At 62.7% G+C, this 16,748-nt stretch carries 18 protein-coding genes and 1 other RNA gene; 5 read left to right on the plus strand and 14 right to left on the minus strand.

Annotated elements, in window-relative coordinates; translation table 11 throughout:
• Nucleotides 1-3: 3 nt before the first annotated feature.
• From SZ64_RS01875 to SZ64_RS01900, 6 genes are read right to left on the minus strand one after another with little or no spacing between them, the layout of a single operon-like run.
• On the minus strand, nucleotides 4-924 hold the full coding sequence (locus tag SZ64_RS01875) for a 2-dehydropantoate 2-reductase (protein WP_054529274.1): 921 nt from the start codon (nucleotides 922-924) through the stop codon (nucleotides 4-6).
• A 32-nt stretch (nucleotides 925-956) separates the two neighbouring features.
• Nucleotides 957-1,820: a hypothetical protein gene (locus SZ64_RS01880; protein ID WP_054529275.1), complete on the minus strand. Its 864-nt coding sequence runs from the start codon at nucleotides 1,818-1,820 to the stop codon at nucleotides 957-959.
• Complete coding sequence (locus tag SZ64_RS01885) at nucleotides 1,820-2,371, minus strand: NUDIX hydrolase (protein WP_054529276.1); 552 nt, start codon at nucleotides 2,369-2,371, stop codon at nucleotides 1,820-1,822. The genes SZ64_RS01880 and SZ64_RS01885 overlap by 1 nt, the downstream gene beginning before the upstream one ends.
• Nucleotides 2,368-3,048, minus strand: a complete 681-nt coding sequence (locus SZ64_RS01890; protein WP_054529277.1) for a hypothetical protein — start codon at nucleotides 3,046-3,048, stop codon at nucleotides 2,368-2,370. Before SZ64_RS01890 ends, SZ64_RS01885 begins: the two co-directional genes overlap by 4 nt.
• Before the next feature lie 11 nt (nucleotides 3,049-3,059).
• On the minus strand, nucleotides 3,060-3,899 hold the full coding sequence (locus SZ64_RS01895; protein ID WP_054529278.1) for a TPM domain-containing protein: 840 nt from the start codon (nucleotides 3,897-3,899) through the stop codon (nucleotides 3,060-3,062).
• 26 nt (nucleotides 3,900-3,925) lie between these two features.
• Nucleotides 3,926-4,567: a LemA family protein gene (locus SZ64_RS01900; RefSeq protein ID WP_054529279.1), complete on the minus strand. Its 642-nt coding sequence runs from the start codon at nucleotides 4,565-4,567 to the stop codon at nucleotides 3,926-3,928.
• 163 nt (nucleotides 4,568-4,730) lie between these two features.
• On the opposite strand from SZ64_RS01900, the gene mscL reads away from it, so the two are divergent.
• Together mscL and ssrA are read left to right on the plus strand one after the other, a co-directional pair.
• Entirely contained in the window at nucleotides 4,731-5,150 is a 420-nt protein-coding gene (gene mscL, locus SZ64_RS01905; RefSeq protein WP_054529280.1) for a large conductance mechanosensitive channel protein MscL, read from the plus strand.
• Nucleotides 5,151-5,167: 17 nt separating this feature from the next.
• Nucleotides 5,168-5,511, plus strand: a transfer-messenger RNA (tmRNA) gene (gene ssrA / locus SZ64_RS18120).
• 83 nt (nucleotides 5,512-5,594) lie between these two features.
• Here ssrA and SZ64_RS01910 read toward each other — a convergent pair.
• From SZ64_RS01910 to SZ64_RS01925, 4 genes are all read right to left on the minus strand, one after another.
• Nucleotides 5,595-5,852 (minus strand): hypothetical protein, encoded by a 258-nt coding sequence (locus tag SZ64_RS01910; protein ID WP_054529281.1) that lies wholly within the window; start codon nucleotides 5,850-5,852, stop codon nucleotides 5,595-5,597.
• Nucleotides 5,853-5,961: 109 nt separating this feature from the next.
• Nucleotides 5,962-7,212: an N-succinylarginine dihydrolase gene (locus SZ64_RS01915; RefSeq protein WP_054532043.1), complete on the minus strand. Its 1,251-nt coding sequence runs from the start codon at nucleotides 7,210-7,212 to the stop codon at nucleotides 5,962-5,964.
• Nucleotides 7,209-8,225, minus strand: a complete 1,017-nt coding sequence (locus tag SZ64_RS01920) for an arginine N-succinyltransferase (RefSeq protein ID WP_054529282.1) — start codon at nucleotides 8,223-8,225, stop codon at nucleotides 7,209-7,211. The genes SZ64_RS01915 and SZ64_RS01920 overlap by 4 nt, the downstream gene beginning before the upstream one ends.
• Entirely contained in the window at nucleotides 8,222-9,436 is a 1,215-nt protein-coding gene (locus tag SZ64_RS01925) for a hydrolase (RefSeq protein WP_054529283.1), read from the minus strand. The genes SZ64_RS01920 and SZ64_RS01925 overlap by 4 nt, the downstream gene beginning before the upstream one ends.
• A gap of 136 nt (nucleotides 9,437-9,572) precedes the next feature.
• On the opposite strand from SZ64_RS01925, the gene SZ64_RS01930 reads away from it, so the two are divergent.
• Both SZ64_RS01930 and SZ64_RS01935 read left to right on the plus strand, forming a co-directional pair.
• Nucleotides 9,573-11,675: a malate synthase G gene (locus SZ64_RS01930; RefSeq protein ID WP_054529284.1), complete on the plus strand. Its 2,103-nt coding sequence runs from the start codon at nucleotides 9,573-9,575 to the stop codon at nucleotides 11,673-11,675.
• Between the two features lie 62 nt (nucleotides 11,676-11,737).
• Nucleotides 11,738-12,139 (plus strand): Rap1a/Tai family immunity protein, encoded by a 402-nt coding sequence (locus SZ64_RS01935; protein WP_156313429.1) that lies wholly within the window; start codon nucleotides 11,738-11,740, stop codon nucleotides 12,137-12,139.
• 18 nt (nucleotides 12,140-12,157) lie between these two features.
• Here SZ64_RS01935 and SZ64_RS01940 read toward each other — a convergent pair whose 3' ends face one another.
• Both SZ64_RS01940 and SZ64_RS01945 read right to left on the minus strand, forming a co-directional pair.
• A complete protein-coding gene (locus SZ64_RS01940) occupies nucleotides 12,158-13,060 on the minus strand; it encodes a hypothetical protein (RefSeq protein ID WP_156313431.1) in 903 nt (300 codons plus the stop codon).
• Between the two features lie 255 nt (nucleotides 13,061-13,315).
• On the minus strand, nucleotides 13,316-14,230 hold the full coding sequence (locus SZ64_RS01945) for a hypothetical protein (protein WP_054529287.1): 915 nt from the start codon (nucleotides 14,228-14,230) through the stop codon (nucleotides 13,316-13,318).
• Between the two features lie 208 nt (nucleotides 14,231-14,438).
• Between SZ64_RS01945 and SZ64_RS01950 the strand changes: the two genes are divergently transcribed.
• A complete protein-coding gene (locus SZ64_RS01950; protein WP_162225062.1) occupies nucleotides 14,439-14,939 on the plus strand; it encodes a PilZ domain-containing protein in 501 nt (166 codons plus the stop codon).
• Here SZ64_RS01950 and rsmA read toward each other — a convergent pair.
• Entirely contained in the window at nucleotides 14,914-15,735 is an 822-nt protein-coding gene (rsmA, locus tag SZ64_RS01955) for a 16S rRNA (adenine(1518)-N(6)/adenine(1519)-N(6))-dimethyltransferase RsmA (protein ID WP_156313432.1), read from the minus strand. The two genes, SZ64_RS01950 and rsmA, sit on opposite strands and share 26 nt — an antisense overlap.
• Nucleotides 15,732-16,745 (minus strand): 4-hydroxythreonine-4-phosphate dehydrogenase PdxA, encoded by a 1,014-nt coding sequence (gene pdxA / locus SZ64_RS01960; RefSeq protein WP_054529290.1) that lies wholly within the window; start codon nucleotides 16,743-16,745, stop codon nucleotides 15,732-15,734. The genes rsmA and pdxA overlap by 4 nt, the downstream gene beginning before the upstream one ends.
• Between the last annotated feature and the right edge of the window lie 3 nt (nucleotides 16,746-16,748).

Below are 16,748 nucleotides of genomic sequence, written 5' to 3' on the forward strand. Positions count from 1 at the left end.
GGGCTATTCCCCCAGCTTTGCTTCCTCCAGCTTTACCAGGCGCCACAGTGTCTCGGTAACGGGGGCTTCGGCCCCCGCCTTTTTGGCGGCTTCCACGATGGCGCCGTTGATCGAATCCACTTCGGTGCGCCGTCCGGCCTTCACGTCCTGCAGCATGGAAGCTTCATGATCGGCATGGTCGGTCATTGAAACCAGTGTCAGGTCGTGGATCGGTTTTGAGGAAATGGCATAGCCATTGGCATTCGCCGCCGCCGTGCCTTCTTCCACCACCGCATGGATCATCCCGCGCGCTTCCTGCTTTTCGAGGAAGAAGCCCGGCGTGCGGCGGGTGAGGGCGCAAAGCGGGTTCATGGCGGCATTGAAGATCGCCTTTTCCCAGATCGCTTCGTGGATCTTCGGCTCCAGCTTTGCGGTCATTCCACCCTGCGTCAGCTTTTCAGCAACTTGAGCTGCAAAGCTCTCGTCCTGTGTGAAAGCGGGATAGAGCCGCGAGCCGCCTTCGCCCATGGAGCGGACCTTACCCGGACCTTCCAGATCGGCTGGCAGGGAAGCGATGCCCACCAGTACGCGATCCCTCGGCACATGGGCGGCGATCCGTTCCGCATTGCCGAGGCCGTTCTGCAGGGTGAGGACGTGCGTGTCAGGTCCGATCAGATGAGCGGCGCCGACCATGGCTCCATCGGTGTGGAACACCTTGGTGAAGACCAGCAGCAGGTCCATGATCCCTTCCGCATCTTGCGGCAGGCGGGCGGGCAGGGGCAGCACTTCGTGCCCGGCACGGGTTTCCAGCTCTAGGCCGTGTTCATTGATCGCGTCGATATGCGGGCGATTTACGTCCACCAGCGTCACGGCACAGCCCGCGCGGTGGAAAGCGGCTGCATAGAGGCAGCCCATGGCTCCCGCGCCGACGATTGCGATCTTCATTCTTCTCTCCCCTATGCCGCGTGTTGTCGCGGTCACTTCGCCGGGCTGTAACCGAAATCCGGTGTCCGGCGGAAAAGCATGTCTGCCCGCTGCGGCATGGATGCCCAGACGGCGCGTGTGAAGCGTTCGTAATGCTGGACAAAGCGGGTCACGCCTGCCCGGTCCATGCGGGGGCGGTCGCTACCGGCGGCCAGCCCGTCTTCCTGCTTCAGGCGCGATGCAATAACGGTTTCGATATCCGGCACTTCTATCGACACGAGCAGGGCGAAGCGATCCCAGATGGCGGGATATGCCTCCGCTAGCTCGCTCAGTGACCAGCGGAACCAGTCTCCTGCCGGGTCTTCTTCCGCTTCCAGTTCGTTGATCGGGCCGGTCCATGCGGGCACATCTTCAGCGTGCAGGCCCACGCACCAGCCTTCCAGCAGGATCGCATCGGGGCGGCCTTCAAAGTCGGGCCATTCCTCGCGGCTTACCCGGTCGTCATCCAGCTTGTCGAAGCGGGGCAGAGGCGTGCGACTGTCCGGCTCGGCCTTGGTTAGCGCGTTGAGTGTGTCGGCCATCAGCAGCACGTCATGCGTGCCGGGCACGCCGCGTGTCTCGCACATCGGGTGAACCAGCCGGGCAAGCTGGAGGCGGGGCGGCTTGCCGAAGTAGAAATCGTCCAGCGAAAGCAGGGCCGGGCGCATTCCATGGAAGCGTTCCAGCGCGATGCCGATCAACTGGGTGAGCGTGGACTTGCCAGAGCCTTGCGCGCCATTGATCCCGATGACAGGGGGCGCCGCGCCGCGCGGCAAATGAGCTATCCGTTCCGCGACGAGGCAGGCCGCCTCGGCAGAGGAATGGTTGGCGGGGAAGCCTTCAGGCAGGAAGGCGAGCAATTCCTCGGGCCGGGACATTACCCGCCGATAAAGCCTGCGCCGAGCAGCATCAACAGGCGTACGTCGATCCCGTGCCCCTTTGCCCGGAATTCGGCAATTGTTTCGGCCATGCGGCTCAATTTCACGCGGTGGACAGTGATATTCTCCTCATCCGTGCCGCCACCTTCGCCCACTTTCGTCAGGCCGGTGGCCTTCAGCAGAGTGAAGCTTTCGCTGACCATACCGGGGGACGAGAAATACTCGCCCAGATTTTCCCACTGGGCCGCGTGATAGCCGGTCTCTTCCTCCAGCTCGCGCTGGGCGGCATCGAGCGCATGTTCGCCTTCCGCGCCAGCATCGTCACCGATCAGCCCGGCAGGCAGCTCGAGGCAGGGGCGGCCAAGCGGCACCCGGAATTGCTCGACCAGGATCACTTCGTCGCCATCCAGCGCGAGAATGACAGCGGCGCGGATATCGCGTGCGCGGCTGACATATTCCCACTTGCCGCGGGTTTTGGCGATGATGAAGCGGCCCTGCCAATGGATTTCCTCCGGCATGCTTGCCTCGGGCGGAATTTTCGTTGCGGTCATACTTCGATCAGTCGGTCCGGCAGTTCGTTGCGATCATCTTCGGCGCGGGGGAAGTGCTGGGCAAGGATCGCGCCCACATCCTTCACGCCCACGGCCATCCCGTCACCGATCCGGCCGTCCTTGATATGGGTCAGCATGTCCACCATCGCCTCGCCCCAGACGGTCGGCTCCACCTTGGCCGCAATCGCTTCGTCTGCGACGATCTCTGCGCGATGTTCGCGCATGGAAAGATAGATCAGGATGCCGGTGCGGCCATGGGTGCGCCGTTCCGCGCCCACCTTGAAGAAGCTGATTGCACGGTCCCGCACACGGGCGGCCTTGACCGAAGGGGGGATCAGGAAGAATTTCAGGGGCTGAATCAGCTGCAGAAGCATCATCGCGATGAATTTCACTACGCCGATTGCCATGACGATGGAGAGCAACTCGCGATGCGTCCATTCATGGCCCCACAGGCCGAAAATCCGGTCAATCAGCCCAAGATAGAAATCGGGAAAGGCCGAGAACAGCGCCATGGCCAGAAAGCTGACCGCGACCGACCAGGCAAAGGCGATGTCGACATAACCGTCGGACCGGTCGGTCACGATGGTCACGATTTCGCCTGCAGTCTCTGCCTCCGCAGCGCCAACGGCGTTGCTGACCTTGGTGCGTTCTTCGTCGGACAGGGTGATGCTTGCCATGGATATTCCCCTCACCAACTGCCCGATGCGCCGCCGCCACCGGACATGCCGCCGCCGAAGCCGCCGAAGCCGCCACCACCACCGCCGCCGCCTCCCCAGCGGCCGCCATCATGGCGGCGGCCGCGCGTGGCAGCGTTGAGGGCTTCCCACAGGATGATGTTGCCCACTGCATTACCGAAACCGCTGCGGCGATAGCCGCGGTTGCGACGGCCGAACACGCCCACAAAGAACACGATCAGCACGATCCAGAAGATGATTCCGCCGATGCTGGGGGCACTATCGGACTGGCGTTGTTTCTCTGCCGCAGCTGCCGCTTCCGCAATGGCCTTCGCGTCTTCAGGCGAACGGTCGAGCTGGGCGACGATGGCGTTCACACCGGCGTCGATCCCGCCGGCCATGTCGCCTTCCTTGAATCGCGGAGTGATTTCGTCACGGATGATGCGGCCTGACAGGATGTCGGTCAGATAGGGCGTGGCGCCATAGCCGACCTCGATCCGCACCTTGCGTTCGTTGGGGGCAACCAGCAGCAGCACGCCCATGTCGCGCTCTGCCCCGCCGATGCCCCAGGTTTCGAACAGCTTGGGTGCATAGCTCTCGATAGTGTCGCCATCGAGGCTGGGCACGGTCGCCACGATCACCGCGCGGCCGGTTTTGGCGTTGTAGTCGCGCAGCCGCACATCCATCGCGGCTTCCTGCTGATCGGGGATCAGATTGGCGCCATCGTAGACTGGCCCGGCCGGTCGCGGCGGCATTGCCGCCTGTGCGGGGGTGGCCAGCCCTGCCAGCAGGAAAACCGCCAGCAGGGCATTGATCACGGCGAGCGCAACGCCACGCAGGTTGGGCAGGGCCATCGGACGATATCCGTCTGGAGGCCGGCTCAGTTCGTCGGGGCGGCGGAAGAGGGCGCGCCGGCCATGCCGCCGAAGTCCACCTTCGGGGCCTGCTTGGCGCCTTCCTCGGCCTTGAAATATTCCATCGGCTTGGCGCCATAGACGATCTTGGCAGCCATGATCGACGGGAAGGTGCGGATTTCGGTGTTATAATCCTGTGCCTTCTCGTTGTAGCGGATGCGTTCCACGTTCACCTGGTTTTCCGCGCCTTCCAGAGCCACCATCAGATCCTTGAAGTCCTGCTGGCTCTGGAGCTGGGGATAGGCTTCCACGATAGTGCGCAGCTGGCCCAGTGCCTGCGTCAGCTGGTTCTGCGCGGCCTGGAACTTGGCGAATTCCTCGGGATTCGAAAGATCGTCGGTCGTGATGTTGATCGAAGTCGCGCGGGCGCGGGCTTCCACCACATTGGTGAGGATCTGGTTTTCGGAGCCGGCAGCGGCCTTCACCGTTTCGACGAGATTGGGAATGAGGTCGGCGCGGCGCTGATAGGCGCTTTCCACCGTGCCCCACTGGGCCTTGGCGGCTTCTTCCTTGGTCGGCACGCTGTTGATGCCGCAGGCCGCGAGGCCGAGCGCGGCAACAGCCACGACGGCAAGGCGTGTGATGCGGGCGGTGAGCGAGCTGGTCATGGCGATCGTTCCTCCATGCCGCCGGTTCCTGTGGGCGGCTTACTGTATTGCTTAGATAGCACGGTGGGTGCCGCGTTCAAGGATAACCGGATAGGGCATGCTTGTGACAATTGCGCAAAGCTGGCAGTGTGAAGTCTACATCGAGAGCTTGGAGGGAAAGTGAATGCTCAAGGAATTCAAGGAGTTCATCGCAAGAGGTAATGTGATGGACCTGGCCGTGGGCGTCATCATCGGCGCTGCCTTTTCCGCCATCGTCACTTCTCTGACCGACAGCGTGATCATGCCGGTGGTCGGCGCGATCATCGGCAATGTAGATTTTTCGGACCAGTATATCGTGCTCAGCGGCGATGTGGCGCCGGGCACTCCGCTGGCCGCCGCCAAGGAAGCCGGGGCGAACATCCTGGCATGGGGCGCCTTCATTTCCGCCGTGATCAATTTCCTGATCCTGGCCTTCGTGATCTTCCTGATGGTTCGCACGGTGAACAAGGTGCTGCGCAAGCAGGAAGAAGCCGCTCCGCCGCCGCCCGCCGGGCCGAGCGAGATCGATCTGCTGACCGAAATCAGGGACGCGCTGAAGAAGTAAGGAAGGTGGCCATCCAGCCACTTCCCATTCAGCAAAGCGCCCCTATATAGGGCCTGCCGGTTTCGGCCGGCTATGGCGATAAATTGCGGTGTGCAATAGGCACAGCGGACCCGGGGGCAGTACCCGGCGGCTCCACCACCTCCTCCGTTGTCGCGGGGGAAATGACGGGGCCGAACCAGGATCGACGTGTGTTGAAAAGCACTGTTTTCGCCCGGGCTGAGTAACCCGTTAAAGGCTCAAAACTCATAAGTGCCAACGACAACGAAGCACTCGCTCTCGCGGCGTAATGTGACGGCCTAACGGCCTGAATTTACAAAGCTAAAGCGCGGTTGGACCCACCGGGCAACAGAAGTGGATTCCGGGGGCTCGGGGGAGCCTAGCAACAGAATCCCCCACCTCACTCACATCGTGATTGTGCCCATGCCAGGCTAGGGCGGCAGGCGTTCAGCGAGACGCTTGGGCTATCGCTTCTGCCTCGGAGGCGCGTTTTTCCCGTTCAAGCTTCAGGCAATCGAGAATCTTGCCGCCAGCCATGAATACTGCGCCGGTGCAGGCGAGGAACAGCAGCTTGCCGCCAAAGCCCGGATATTGCCCCAGATAGGCACTGCCGCGTTCCACTGCACCCAATGCCAGAGCGTAGATGATCAGAAAGGCCTCGACCTTCGTCCTGATCATAAACAGCCTTCTGACTTTGGCGAACATGCGTGGCCCTCTTGCTTAACGCAGTGAAGAGCAACGATCATGCCAGACGCAGAAATCCGTGCAACTAAATGGTTAACATTATCCTAAGGTGTAAAGCTGACCGACAGGGTCAGGCGAGGTCGGCCAGGTCCAGCGCTTCGATCAATCTGAGCCGTGCGGTGGCCACTTCATGTTCGAGCGTGGTGGAGCCGAGCGTCGCCGGGTCGATCTGGGCGGGCCACCATTCCTCCACAACCGAAGCGATCGTCTGCACCTTCGCCGGGGTGAGCAGGAAGCGGGGATCGACGGCTTGTGGATCAGCAACCACGCGCAGGCGCAGGCAGGCCGGGCCGCCGCCATTGGCCATGCTCTGCTTCACATCCACCGGGATTACCCGGCGGATCGGGCCGTTGCCCGCCAGCATGTTGTCCAGCCAGCCGCGCACGGTGGGGCTTTCATGGGCTTCCATCGGGATCACCAGCGCGATCTCGCCAGTCGGCAGGGTGAGAAGCTGGGCGTTGAACAGATAGGTGCGGATGGCTTCCTGCAGGCTGACGGCACTGGCCGGAACGATGACGATTTCCGCCTCGGGCATCTTCTCGCGGATCGCGGCATAGGTGCCTTCGGGATCGGCAAAGGCCAGTTCATGCGTGAACAGCACTCGCTCATTCGCCACGGCAACCACATCGTTGTGGAATGCGCCCGCGGTGATGGCATCCGGGTTCTGTTCAACGAACAGCACGGCGTCGGGATTGAGGCCATGGGCACGGGCCACGATGCGGCTGGCCTGTTCGTGCTGACGTGCGGGGAAGGGGCCGCCGCGCCTGCCATAGACGAAGATTTCCAGTCCGGCGTCGCCATGCGTGCGGCACATACGCATGTGGTTTGCCGCGCCTTCGTCTCCGAAGCAGGCCGGCACCGGATCATGCACGGCGAAATGTGCCTCGTCGGCAAAGGCCAGCCGAAGCTGGCGCGCCGTGTCGGGCCATTCCTGATAGCGATGTGGCATGGTGACGAGGTTTGCCGTGGTCAGATGGCAGCGCCCGTCACGTGTATCGGGGCCGGGCGAGACAGTGGCAGCATTGGCCGTCCACATGGACGAGGCAGACCATGCCGCTGCGATCAATCCGTGATCCGTATTCCCGTCCGCCGCGATCTGGGTCAGGAAACGGTGATTGGGGCGAGGCAGGGGCAGGAAAAAGCCCTGTGGCAGGCCCAGCTCCATATTTCCCTGCATCTTGGCAAGGCCCTGCAAGGCGGCCGCGCGCGGATAGGAGATTTCCCCCGCATGGGCCGTTGCGGCGAGATTGCCCAGGCTGAGGCCGGCATAATTGTGGCTGGGGCCGACCAGCCCGTCAAAGTTGATTTCGACCAGCGTCACCGGGCCACGCTCCACACCTCGTCACCGGGCGTCACGTCGAGGATGTCCGCGGCGCGGGAATCGATCGAGATATTGCCGTCGGCATCAATGCTGCGCGCGCCATAGCAGCAGCGGAAGGTGGAAAGATGGCCAGTGGCGATCAGCGCACGTTCGCCCATGTCCACTTCGGTCGCGACCACGGTGCAGCACTTGGAATTGCGCACGCTTTCCACCTTGTCGGTCCGCGCGGTCATGGTCGGGCCGCCGTCGAAAATGTCGACATAGCCCTCGAAATTGAAGCCTTCGGCCTCCAGCATGCGCATGGCGGCGCGGCCGGTGGGGTGGGGCACGCCGATGGCGTTGCGCGCATCGTCATCCAGCATGGCAATATAGACCGGGTGTTTGGGCATCAGGTCAGCGATGAACTGGTTGCCGTTGATGGCGTTGAAGTAATCCGCTTCCTGAAAACTCATGCCGAAGAAGCGGCCTGCCACGCCATCCCAGAAGGGCGAGCCGCCGCGTTCGTCGATAATGCCGCGTAGTTCCGCCAGAATGCGGTCCGCAAAGCGTTTGCGGTGCATGGCGATGAACAGATAGCGGCTGCGGGCCAGCAACATGCCAAGGCCGCCTGCGCGCTCGTTGGGGTGCAGGAACAGCCCGCCCACTTCGCTGGACCCTTCCAGATCGGTGACGAGGCTGAGCAGTTCGGCACGCACCGTGCGGTCCAGTTCCTGCGAATGCTGGGTCAGCGTGGTGAGACGATAGGAATAGAAGGGCCAGAGTTGCCCGACCTGCGTGAACAGCTGGCAAGTGCCGCGCACTTCGCGCGTTTCCACATTTTCCAGCACCAGCACGAACACTTCGTCCGCCATCTCGCCATCGGGGCGGGTGAAGGCGGTCTGGGCGCGTTCCAGCTTGGCGGAGAGCGCCTTGCGATCGGGCGGCAGGTTAGTGAAACCCCCGCCGGTCAGCTTGGCCATCTGGTACAGCGGTTCGAGGTCCGCGGCAGTCGCGGCGCGCAGGCGAAAACTCAAAGCGGGGCTCCCACAGACAGGCGTTGAAGGACAAGCGCGGACAGGGCCGCACGTTCGCGAAGCGAAGAAACGATCATGAATTCCTGCGGTGAATGAATAGACCCGCCGCGCACGCCCATCGTATCGACCACAGGCACGCCGCATGCGGCGATGTTGTTGCCATCGCACACGCCGCCGCTGTTCTGCCAGTTAAGGGTCTGATTCAATTCTGCGCCACAAGCCTTTACCAGATCGAACAATTTCTGCGCCCGGCCATCCACCGGCTTGGGTGGGCGCGTGATCCCGCCATGGACGTGGAAGGCAACCTCAAGCTCGCTGGAAAGCTCCGCCAGAAGTGCCGCAAATGCGGCCTCGAAACCCTCCGCCGCCTCGGTCGAGCGCGGGCGGATGTTGAAGCGCAGAACGGCGTTATCGGGCACCACATTATTCGCGCTGCCGCCTTCAATCTTCGCCGGATTGACGCTGAGGCCCGCATGATCGAGCGCCTTCAGGGCCACGGCCAGCCGGGCCGCCGCGACCACGGCATTGCGCCCGTCCTGCGGATTGCGCCCGGCATGGGCGGATTTGCCGGTGACGGTGATGGAGTAGTTCCCGCTGCCGCCGCGCGCATGGGCAAGGGTGCCGTCGGGCAGGGCGGAAGGCTCATAAGTCAGCGCGGCATATTTGCCCTTCGACAGCGCGGAAATCAGCGGCGCGGAGGACAGCGATCCGGTTTCCTCGTCCGAATTGATCATCACGTCGTAACCGACCTGAGAGGCACCTACGGTAGCCTCAAAGGCACGCAAGGCCGCCAGAATGACACTCAACCCGCCCTTCATATCCGCCGTACCCGGCCCGTTGAGCGTATCGGCATCCAACCAGGTGAGCGACTGGAAGGGATGGTCGGCAGGGAACACCGTGTCCATATGGCCGGTCAGCAGAAAGCGCCGTTCCGCATCGGGGCGGACGCGCAGCACCATGTGGCGGCCGTGATGCTTCGCCACTTCCCGGCCGTCGGGCGCAATAGCGGTTACAGGGGCAGGTTCTTCCAGCGTCACTTCGCCGGGCAGGGCGGAGAAGGCATCGGCCAGTTCGCCCGCAACATTGGCGAGTCCGGCAAGATTCGCCGTGCCGCTGTTTATCGCCGCCCAGCGTTCCACCTGTGCGAGCATGGCACTCTGGTCGATGGAATCGAGCAGCGCAGCCCCGGAAATGTGTGCGTCCTGTTGCATAAGAAACCATCTCTAACTTCCCGATTGGCACTCTCCAACCCCTTGTGAGATGCATGTGTCGGAAAAGCTCTGGTCGCGGCAGGAAAGTTCTCTAGTTAGCTGGCTAATGAAATCGAGTTCCAAAGGAGTAAGGCAGATGAGTGAGCGGGTTGATCGCAGCGGGTTGCAGGTGGATGCGGCGCTGGCCGCCTTCCTTGAAGACCAGGTGCTGGCGCCGCTCGACCGCGATGCGGGCGAATTCTGGCAGGGCTTCGCGGCGATCTGCGAACATTTCGCGCCGCGCAACCGGGCCTTGCTGGCTGTCCGTGACGATTTTCAGGCGCGCATCGACGCATGGCACAAGGAACGGCGCGGCAAGCCGCACGATCAGGCCGCCTATGAGATGTTCCTGCGCGAGATCGGTTATGTCGTCCCCGAACCGGCGCCGTTCACTATCGGCACGAAGAATGTCGATGCGGAAATCGCCACTCTGGCAGGGCCGCAGCTGGTGGTGCCGGTGCTCAATGCCCGTTTCCTGCTGAATGCCGCCAATGCCCGCTGGGGCAGCCTGTACGATGCGCTCTACGGCACCGATGCGCTGGATGCCGCACCTGCCACCGGGCCGGGCTACGATCCGGTGCGCGGTGCGGCGGTGGTTGCCGCCGGTCGCGCCTTCCTGGACGAGGCGCTGCCGCTGTTCGAAGGAAGCTGGGCCGATCTGGAAGGGCCGGACCCGGCAATCCCGCTGGCCGACGTCAGCCAGCTTGTGGGCGAGACGGACGATTCCATCGTCTTCCGCCACAATCGCCTGCTGATCCAGGTAGTGTTCAACGATCAGCACCCCGTGGGCAAGACGGACAAGGCCGGCATTTCCGACATCCGGCTGGAAGCGGCGCTGACCACCATTGTGGACCTTGAGGATTCCATCGCTGCTGTCGACGCGGCGGACAAGCTGGCGGCCTATTCCAACTGGCTGGGCGTGATCCGGGGCGATCTGTCCGACACATTCGAGAAGGGCGGCAAGACAGTTACCCGCACATTGAATGATGACATCATGGTCCAGCGCACCGGGGGCGAGCAACTCGCCCTGATGGGCCGCAGCCTGCTGTTCGTGCGCAATGTCGGCCATCTGATGACCAATCCGGCGATCCTGCTGCCCGATGGCAGCGAAATCCCCGAAGGGATCATGGATGCGGTGTTCACCAGCGCCATTTCCACACTGGACCTCGAAGGCAAGAGCCGCTGGGCCAATAGCCGCGAAGGCAGCATCTATATCGTGAAGCCCAAGCAGCACGGGCCGGACGAATGCGCCTTCACCAACGATCTGTTCGATGCGGTGGAGGATCTGCTGGGGCTGGAGCGTTACACGATCAAGGTGGGCGTGATGGACGAGGAACGGCGCACATCCGCCAACCTTGCGGCCTGCATTCATGCCGTGAAGGATCGCATTGCCTTCATCAATACCGGCTTCCTCGACCGGACGGGCGACGAAATCCACACTTCGATGCAGGCCGGGCCGATGGTCCGCAAGGCGGACATGAAGGCCTCCGCATGGCTCGATGCCTATGAGAAGCGCAATGTCGCCATCGGGCTGGCCTGCGGGCTTTCGGGCAAGGCGCAGATCGGCAAGGGCATGTGGGCCGCGCCTGACCGGATGGGCGCGATGATGCAGGAAAAGATCGGCCACCTGAAGGCCGGGGGCAGCACCGCCTGGGTGCCGTCTCCCACGGCGGCCGTGTTGCACGCACTGCATTATCACCGCGCCGACGTGTTCGAAATCCAGAAGACCCTGCCGCCCGCGCCGGGCATTGGCGCACTGCTCACCATCCCGCTGGCCGAAGGCGCGAACTGGAGCGAGGAGGAAGTGCGCGCGGAACTGGACAACAACGCACAGGGCCTGCTGGGCTATGTCGTGCGCTGGATCGATCAGGGCGTGGGTTGTTCCAAGGTGCCGGACATCAACGATGTCGGCCTGATGGAAGATCGCGCCACCCTGCGCATTTCCAGCCAGCACATGGCCAACTGGCTGCTGCATGGTATCGCCACGCGAGAGCAAGTTATGGATTCGCTGCAGCGTATGGCGGCCAAAGTCGATGCGCAGAACGCGGGCGATCCGGCCTATGAGCCGATGGCGGGCAATTGGGAAACCAGCCTTGCCTTCAAGGCTGCCTGCGATCTGGTGTTCAAGGGCGTGGAGCAGCCCAGCGGCTATACCGAGCCGTTGCTCCACGCATGGCGCCTGAAAAAGAAGGCGGGCTGAGGCCGTTCTGCTTCGCGCTGCCCCCGCCTGTGTGATAGGCGGGGGCGAACAGGGAGAATTCTATGCACGCACCGTCTGTAGTCAGAACCGCCATGCTCGCGACGGCGCTGGTCTGGGGTCTTGCCGGCACCGGGGCAATTGCCCAGTCCGACACGGCCACTCCCTCCAGCGGGGTCTTCAAGGCGGGCGAAGATCTCTACACCGATTGTTCCAGCGATGACGAAGTAGTCATCGAAAAGTGCTACGGCTTCATCATGGGCGTGTTCGACACGGTGACCTATATGCAGGACATCGGCGTCATCAATCCCTCGGTCTGCCCGGTGGGCAATGCAGTCGTGGGCGATGTGCGGGACGAGGTGCTGGACTATCTGTCCAGCCACGATCGCAGCTTCTCGGCCGTCAGCCTTGTGGTCAACGCACTGACGGACGCCTATCCCTGCGCAGAGGCAGAGGAAGCCAGTTGAAGTAACAAGGCGGGCTGATCAGCGGTTTATTGAGAAGATCACGCTGGTAAGAAAAACGCTTGGCACAGGCTTCCCATCTGCGTCCAGCGCCGGTTGGAACTGGCTCACAAGGTTGTCGCAAATCGCGCCCTTGAAACTCTCGTCGACTGTGTAGCGCTGGATCACGCAATCCGTCGCTGTGCCGTCGGCATCCACCATGATCCTGACGGGCACGAATGCGTTACGTAACTGCTTGAGCATTTCGGGCGGATAGCTCTTCTGAAGCTTGTCGACCGAAGAGGGATCGGGAATGGGCCGGCGGGTAAGTTCTCTCTGCACCGATGGATCGCGGCCCCACGATTTTATCAGGCCGTCAACGCAGAGGCGCAGGTCATTCAAGGGCTGGGACATTTCGCCCAGGTTCAACGAGACAGTCTTGCCGGGCGCCAGCCGTAGCGTGAATTCGTCTGTCGTTCGTTCGTAATCAGGCACAATCGTTTCAGGCTGAGCCTGTGATGCCCAATATTCCTTCTTGGTGAGCTGCGTTAGCTCGGGGAAATCCATTTCGGGGGGCAGGAACCACATGCTGAACCACAGTGCTTTGCCGTTCGCTGATGTCCCCCGCAAAAATTTGGTCCCCTCTCCGAAGTCTTCCTTGCCAGAGAGCCGGTAAGTGAGCGTGCCGCTGACCCCGGACGGTCTGGGGGCGGACTTGCCGCTGACCTCGACGCGAAATCCCGAGCGTGAGCCATAGGAATCTATCAGCAGATGCAACGGCCTTTCGGCATCGCCGAATTGCCTGCTCAACCTGCAGCGTTCGGAAGTCGAATCGACCTGCCAGCTTCCCAGGGGCTGCAGGCTGGCGGCGGATTTCGCACCGGCCATTTGCGGGACCGCAAAAGATGCCGCCAGGGCAAAGCTGGCAACCAGACGTGAACGCAATTCTTCCTCCCCCCAATTCCCATACGGGCCCCCAATTCCCATACGGGCCCCCAATTCCCATACGGGATAGCATGGCCCCCTTCGCGCGAAGCACTAAGGATCAACCCATAGGCCAATTCCCCCCACACGGCAGGCGGCGCTGCAATCCCTCTGCGTGATCGGCAATGCCAACGTCAGCACACTGACGGAAGCCTGGCCATGTGTGCAGGAGGGCGGCAGTTCTTCGTAACCATGCGGCGGCAATGATCTGCTGCGTCAATTGATGCGATAGATCACGTTCGTTTGGTAAAAGCTGGCGATCGGATTCCCGTCTGCATCCAGTGCCGGCTCAAATCGGCTTGCCAGGCTGTTGCAGACTGCATCCCTGAACGGTTTGTCGGCATTGTTATTCTGCACAACGCAGGATGTGGCATTGCCATGTTCATCCACCATGATGCGGACCGAAATGAACGCACTCGTTCCGCTGTAGCGCATCGAGACGGGGTAGCTGCTGAGTATCTGCAGCACGGATTTCATATCGGGAATCGGGGCCCGCGATTGGGTGTGCAGTTTCGCCGGATCAAGCCCCCAGGAAACATAGAGGTTGTCGATACACTCCCTCAGCGCCGCAAGAGGCTTGGTCATCTTCCCCATCTTCAGATGCACGTCTTGCAAGCGTTCAAAGTGGAGCGTCATGGAATCGGTCGCCTGCTCGAATTCCTGCCGAATTGATTCGGCCTCGGCAGCCCGCTGAAATATCTCTTTCTGGCTCAATCCTTCGTCGTCCAGCCCTGCATCTTCAACGGGAAGAAACGCGGCACCGAATGATACGGCATTCCACTTCCTGGCCTTTCCGAGGAGAGCGTCCTGATTTTTACGGAAGCCGTCGTCGGGCGTGAACTTCACGCTGATCAGGCCAGCAGGTTTGTTCGATGAAGGGACATAATTCCCAGTTACGAGGAAACGGAATTTGGCCCGCGATCCGTAGGAGTCGATCTGTAACTGCAGACCTTTCTTTTCATTGCCGAAATGGCGGATCAGGCTGCAGCGTTCCTCGGCATAGTCGAGTGTCCACGGCCGGTCGGGTTCCAGAACGATCGGTTCCTTCGCGCCGGCCATTTGCGGGAGCGCAAAAGACGCTGCCAGGGCAAAGCTGGCAACCAGACGTGAACGCAATTCTTCCTCCCCCATTTCCCGCGCCGGATACTATGGCTCTCTTCGCGAGAAACACTAAGGGGCAACCCATAGTGACAGCAGAACCCGGCACGCAGGTGGGCGTGTGGCGGCGGAGCCAATGCAGGGGCGATACTTAACCGGCGCGTTCTTAACCTCTCCACAAGGTTTGCCTGCGACCTTCATCCTGAAGGTTAACAGGGGCACGGACAATGGGAACCTCCTGATGGAGCAGACCCCCAGGGTTGAAGCACGCACGAAAGTGATGATCCGGGCGCGCCTGCGGGGCGCGGGGCCGGAGCGGGACGCGTGCATCGTCAACCTGTCTACCCGTGGCCTTGCCGCCAGTGCGGAAGGCGCACCTCAGCGGGGCGAGATCGTGGAACTGGTCGTGGGGCGCAGCAATCTGGTGGGGCAGGTGAAATGGACCAGTCCACGCCGCTTCGGCATTGCCTTTCGCGATCGCATCAGCGTGGTTTCGCTCATTTCGGGCGAGGGGGACTTGCAGCTTGAACGGGCTACCCGTTCCAGGGTGCAGATCGATGCACGTGCCGCCAATGAAAACGGCAGGGGGCGCGGCAGGGTGGAATTCCTGCTGATCGCAGCGGCCGCCGCGCTTGGCACGTTCTACATCGCCGATTTCGCGACTTCTGCGCTGGGTTCGCTGCAGGGCGTGGAACAGGCGCTGGGCGGCAGCCCGGTCACTTCGTTAGCGCACGTCCAATAGAAACGAATTCGGCAACGCTCAGCGTTTCGGCGCGGCGCTGCGGATCGATCCCCAGACCTTCCAGCACCTCCACGGCACCGGGCAGGGACTTCAGGCTCTGGCGCAGCATTTTGCGCCGCTGGCCGAAGGCCGCCTCGGTCACGCGTTCCAGCATGCGGGCAGAGACGCCTTGGGGCATCTCTGACGGCGTTACATGGACGATGGCGCTCATCACCTTGGGCGGCGGGGTGAAGGCACTGCGATGGACCTTCATCGCCAGCTTCGCCTCAGACCGCCACTGCGCCAGCACGGCCAGGCGGCCATAGGCGCCGGTGCCTTCCTTCGCCACGATCCGTTCTGCCACTTCAAGCTGGAACATCAACGTCAGTGAACGCCACTGCGGCGGCCAGCTTTCGCCGGAGAGCCAGCCAGTGAACAGGGCCGTGCCGACATTATAGGGCAAGTTGGCCACCACATCGTAGGCTTCCTCACCGAACAGGTCGGCAGGGGCGAATTTCAGCGCATCGCCTTCGATCACGCGCAGCTGGCCGGGGAAGGCATCGGACAATTCGGCCAGCGCGGGCAGGCAGCGCTTGTCCATCTCGATGGCCGTCACGCGGGCGCCTGCGCGCAGCAGGGCGCGGGTCAGGCCGCCGGGGCCGGGGCCGACTTCCAGCACGGCGCGATCCTTCAGATCGCCCGGAATGGCGGCGATCCGGTCAAGCAATTGCTCGTCGAACAGGAAGTTCTGGCCCAGTGCCTTGGACGCGCTGAGCCCGTGGCGGGCAATCACTTCGCGTAAGGGGGGCAGGCTCATGCGTGAGCGGGGGCGTTTGCGGCGCGGCGTGCGGCGCATTCGCCTGCCATGCGGATGGCGGCGATGGTCGCGCCCGGATTGGCGATACGCTTGCCCGCGATGCCGAAGGCGGTGCCGTGATCGGGCGAGGTGCGGATGATCGGCAGGCCCAGCGTCACATTCACGCCATTGTCGAAATCCAGCGCCTTGAGCGGGATCAGCGCCTGATCGTGATACATGCACAAGGCCACGTCGAAGCGGCCGCGCTCATGCGGGGCGAACAGGGCGTCTGCGGGGTGGGGGCCAGTGGCGTCGATCCCTTCGGCGCGCAGTTCCTCTATCGCCGGGGCGATGATGCGCTGTTCCTCATCCCCGAACTTGCCGCCTTCACCGGCATGGGGATTGAGCGCGGCAATGGCCAGGCGCGGGTTCTCAAGGCCGAAATCGCGGGCGAGGGCGCGGGCCACGATCCGGGCCTTGCCCACGATCAGCGCGCGCGACAGGCGGCCGGGAACTTCCGAGAGGGCGCAATGGACGGTCAGCGGCACGGTCCGCAATTGCGGCCCGGCCAGCATCATCACGGCATCGTCAGCCGCAATTGCGCTGGCATCGGCCACGAATTCAGTCTGGCCGGGAAAGGTGAAACCCACTTCGGACAGCAGCGCCTTGGAAATCGGGCCAGTGACGATGCCTGCGGCCTTGCCTGCCACGGCGAGGCGGGCTGCATCGCTCAGCGAAGAAAAGGCCAGCCTTGCGCCATCGGGTGAAGGTTCGCCGGGGAAATAATCGCCATCCGCCTCGCCCAGAACCGGCAGGCCTTCGGAGAAGGCATCGGCCGCGTCGGCCGGGTCGGCAATGGCGATAATCGGCGTATCCACGCCGCGCCGGGCGGCGGCTGCCGCCAGCAAATGCTCCCCACCCACGGCGAAGAAGGGCATCAGCCCTGCATCCTTGCGCGCGGCCCATGCCTCGCACAGCAGTTCAGGCCCGATCCCGGCGGGATCGCCGAGCGAGGCCGCGAGCGCCTTCATAGC

This window comes from Erythrobacter sp. SG61-1L, assembly GCF_001305965.1.
Taxonomy (GTDB): domain Bacteria; phylum Pseudomonadota; class Alphaproteobacteria; order Sphingomonadales; family Sphingomonadaceae; genus Andeanibacterium.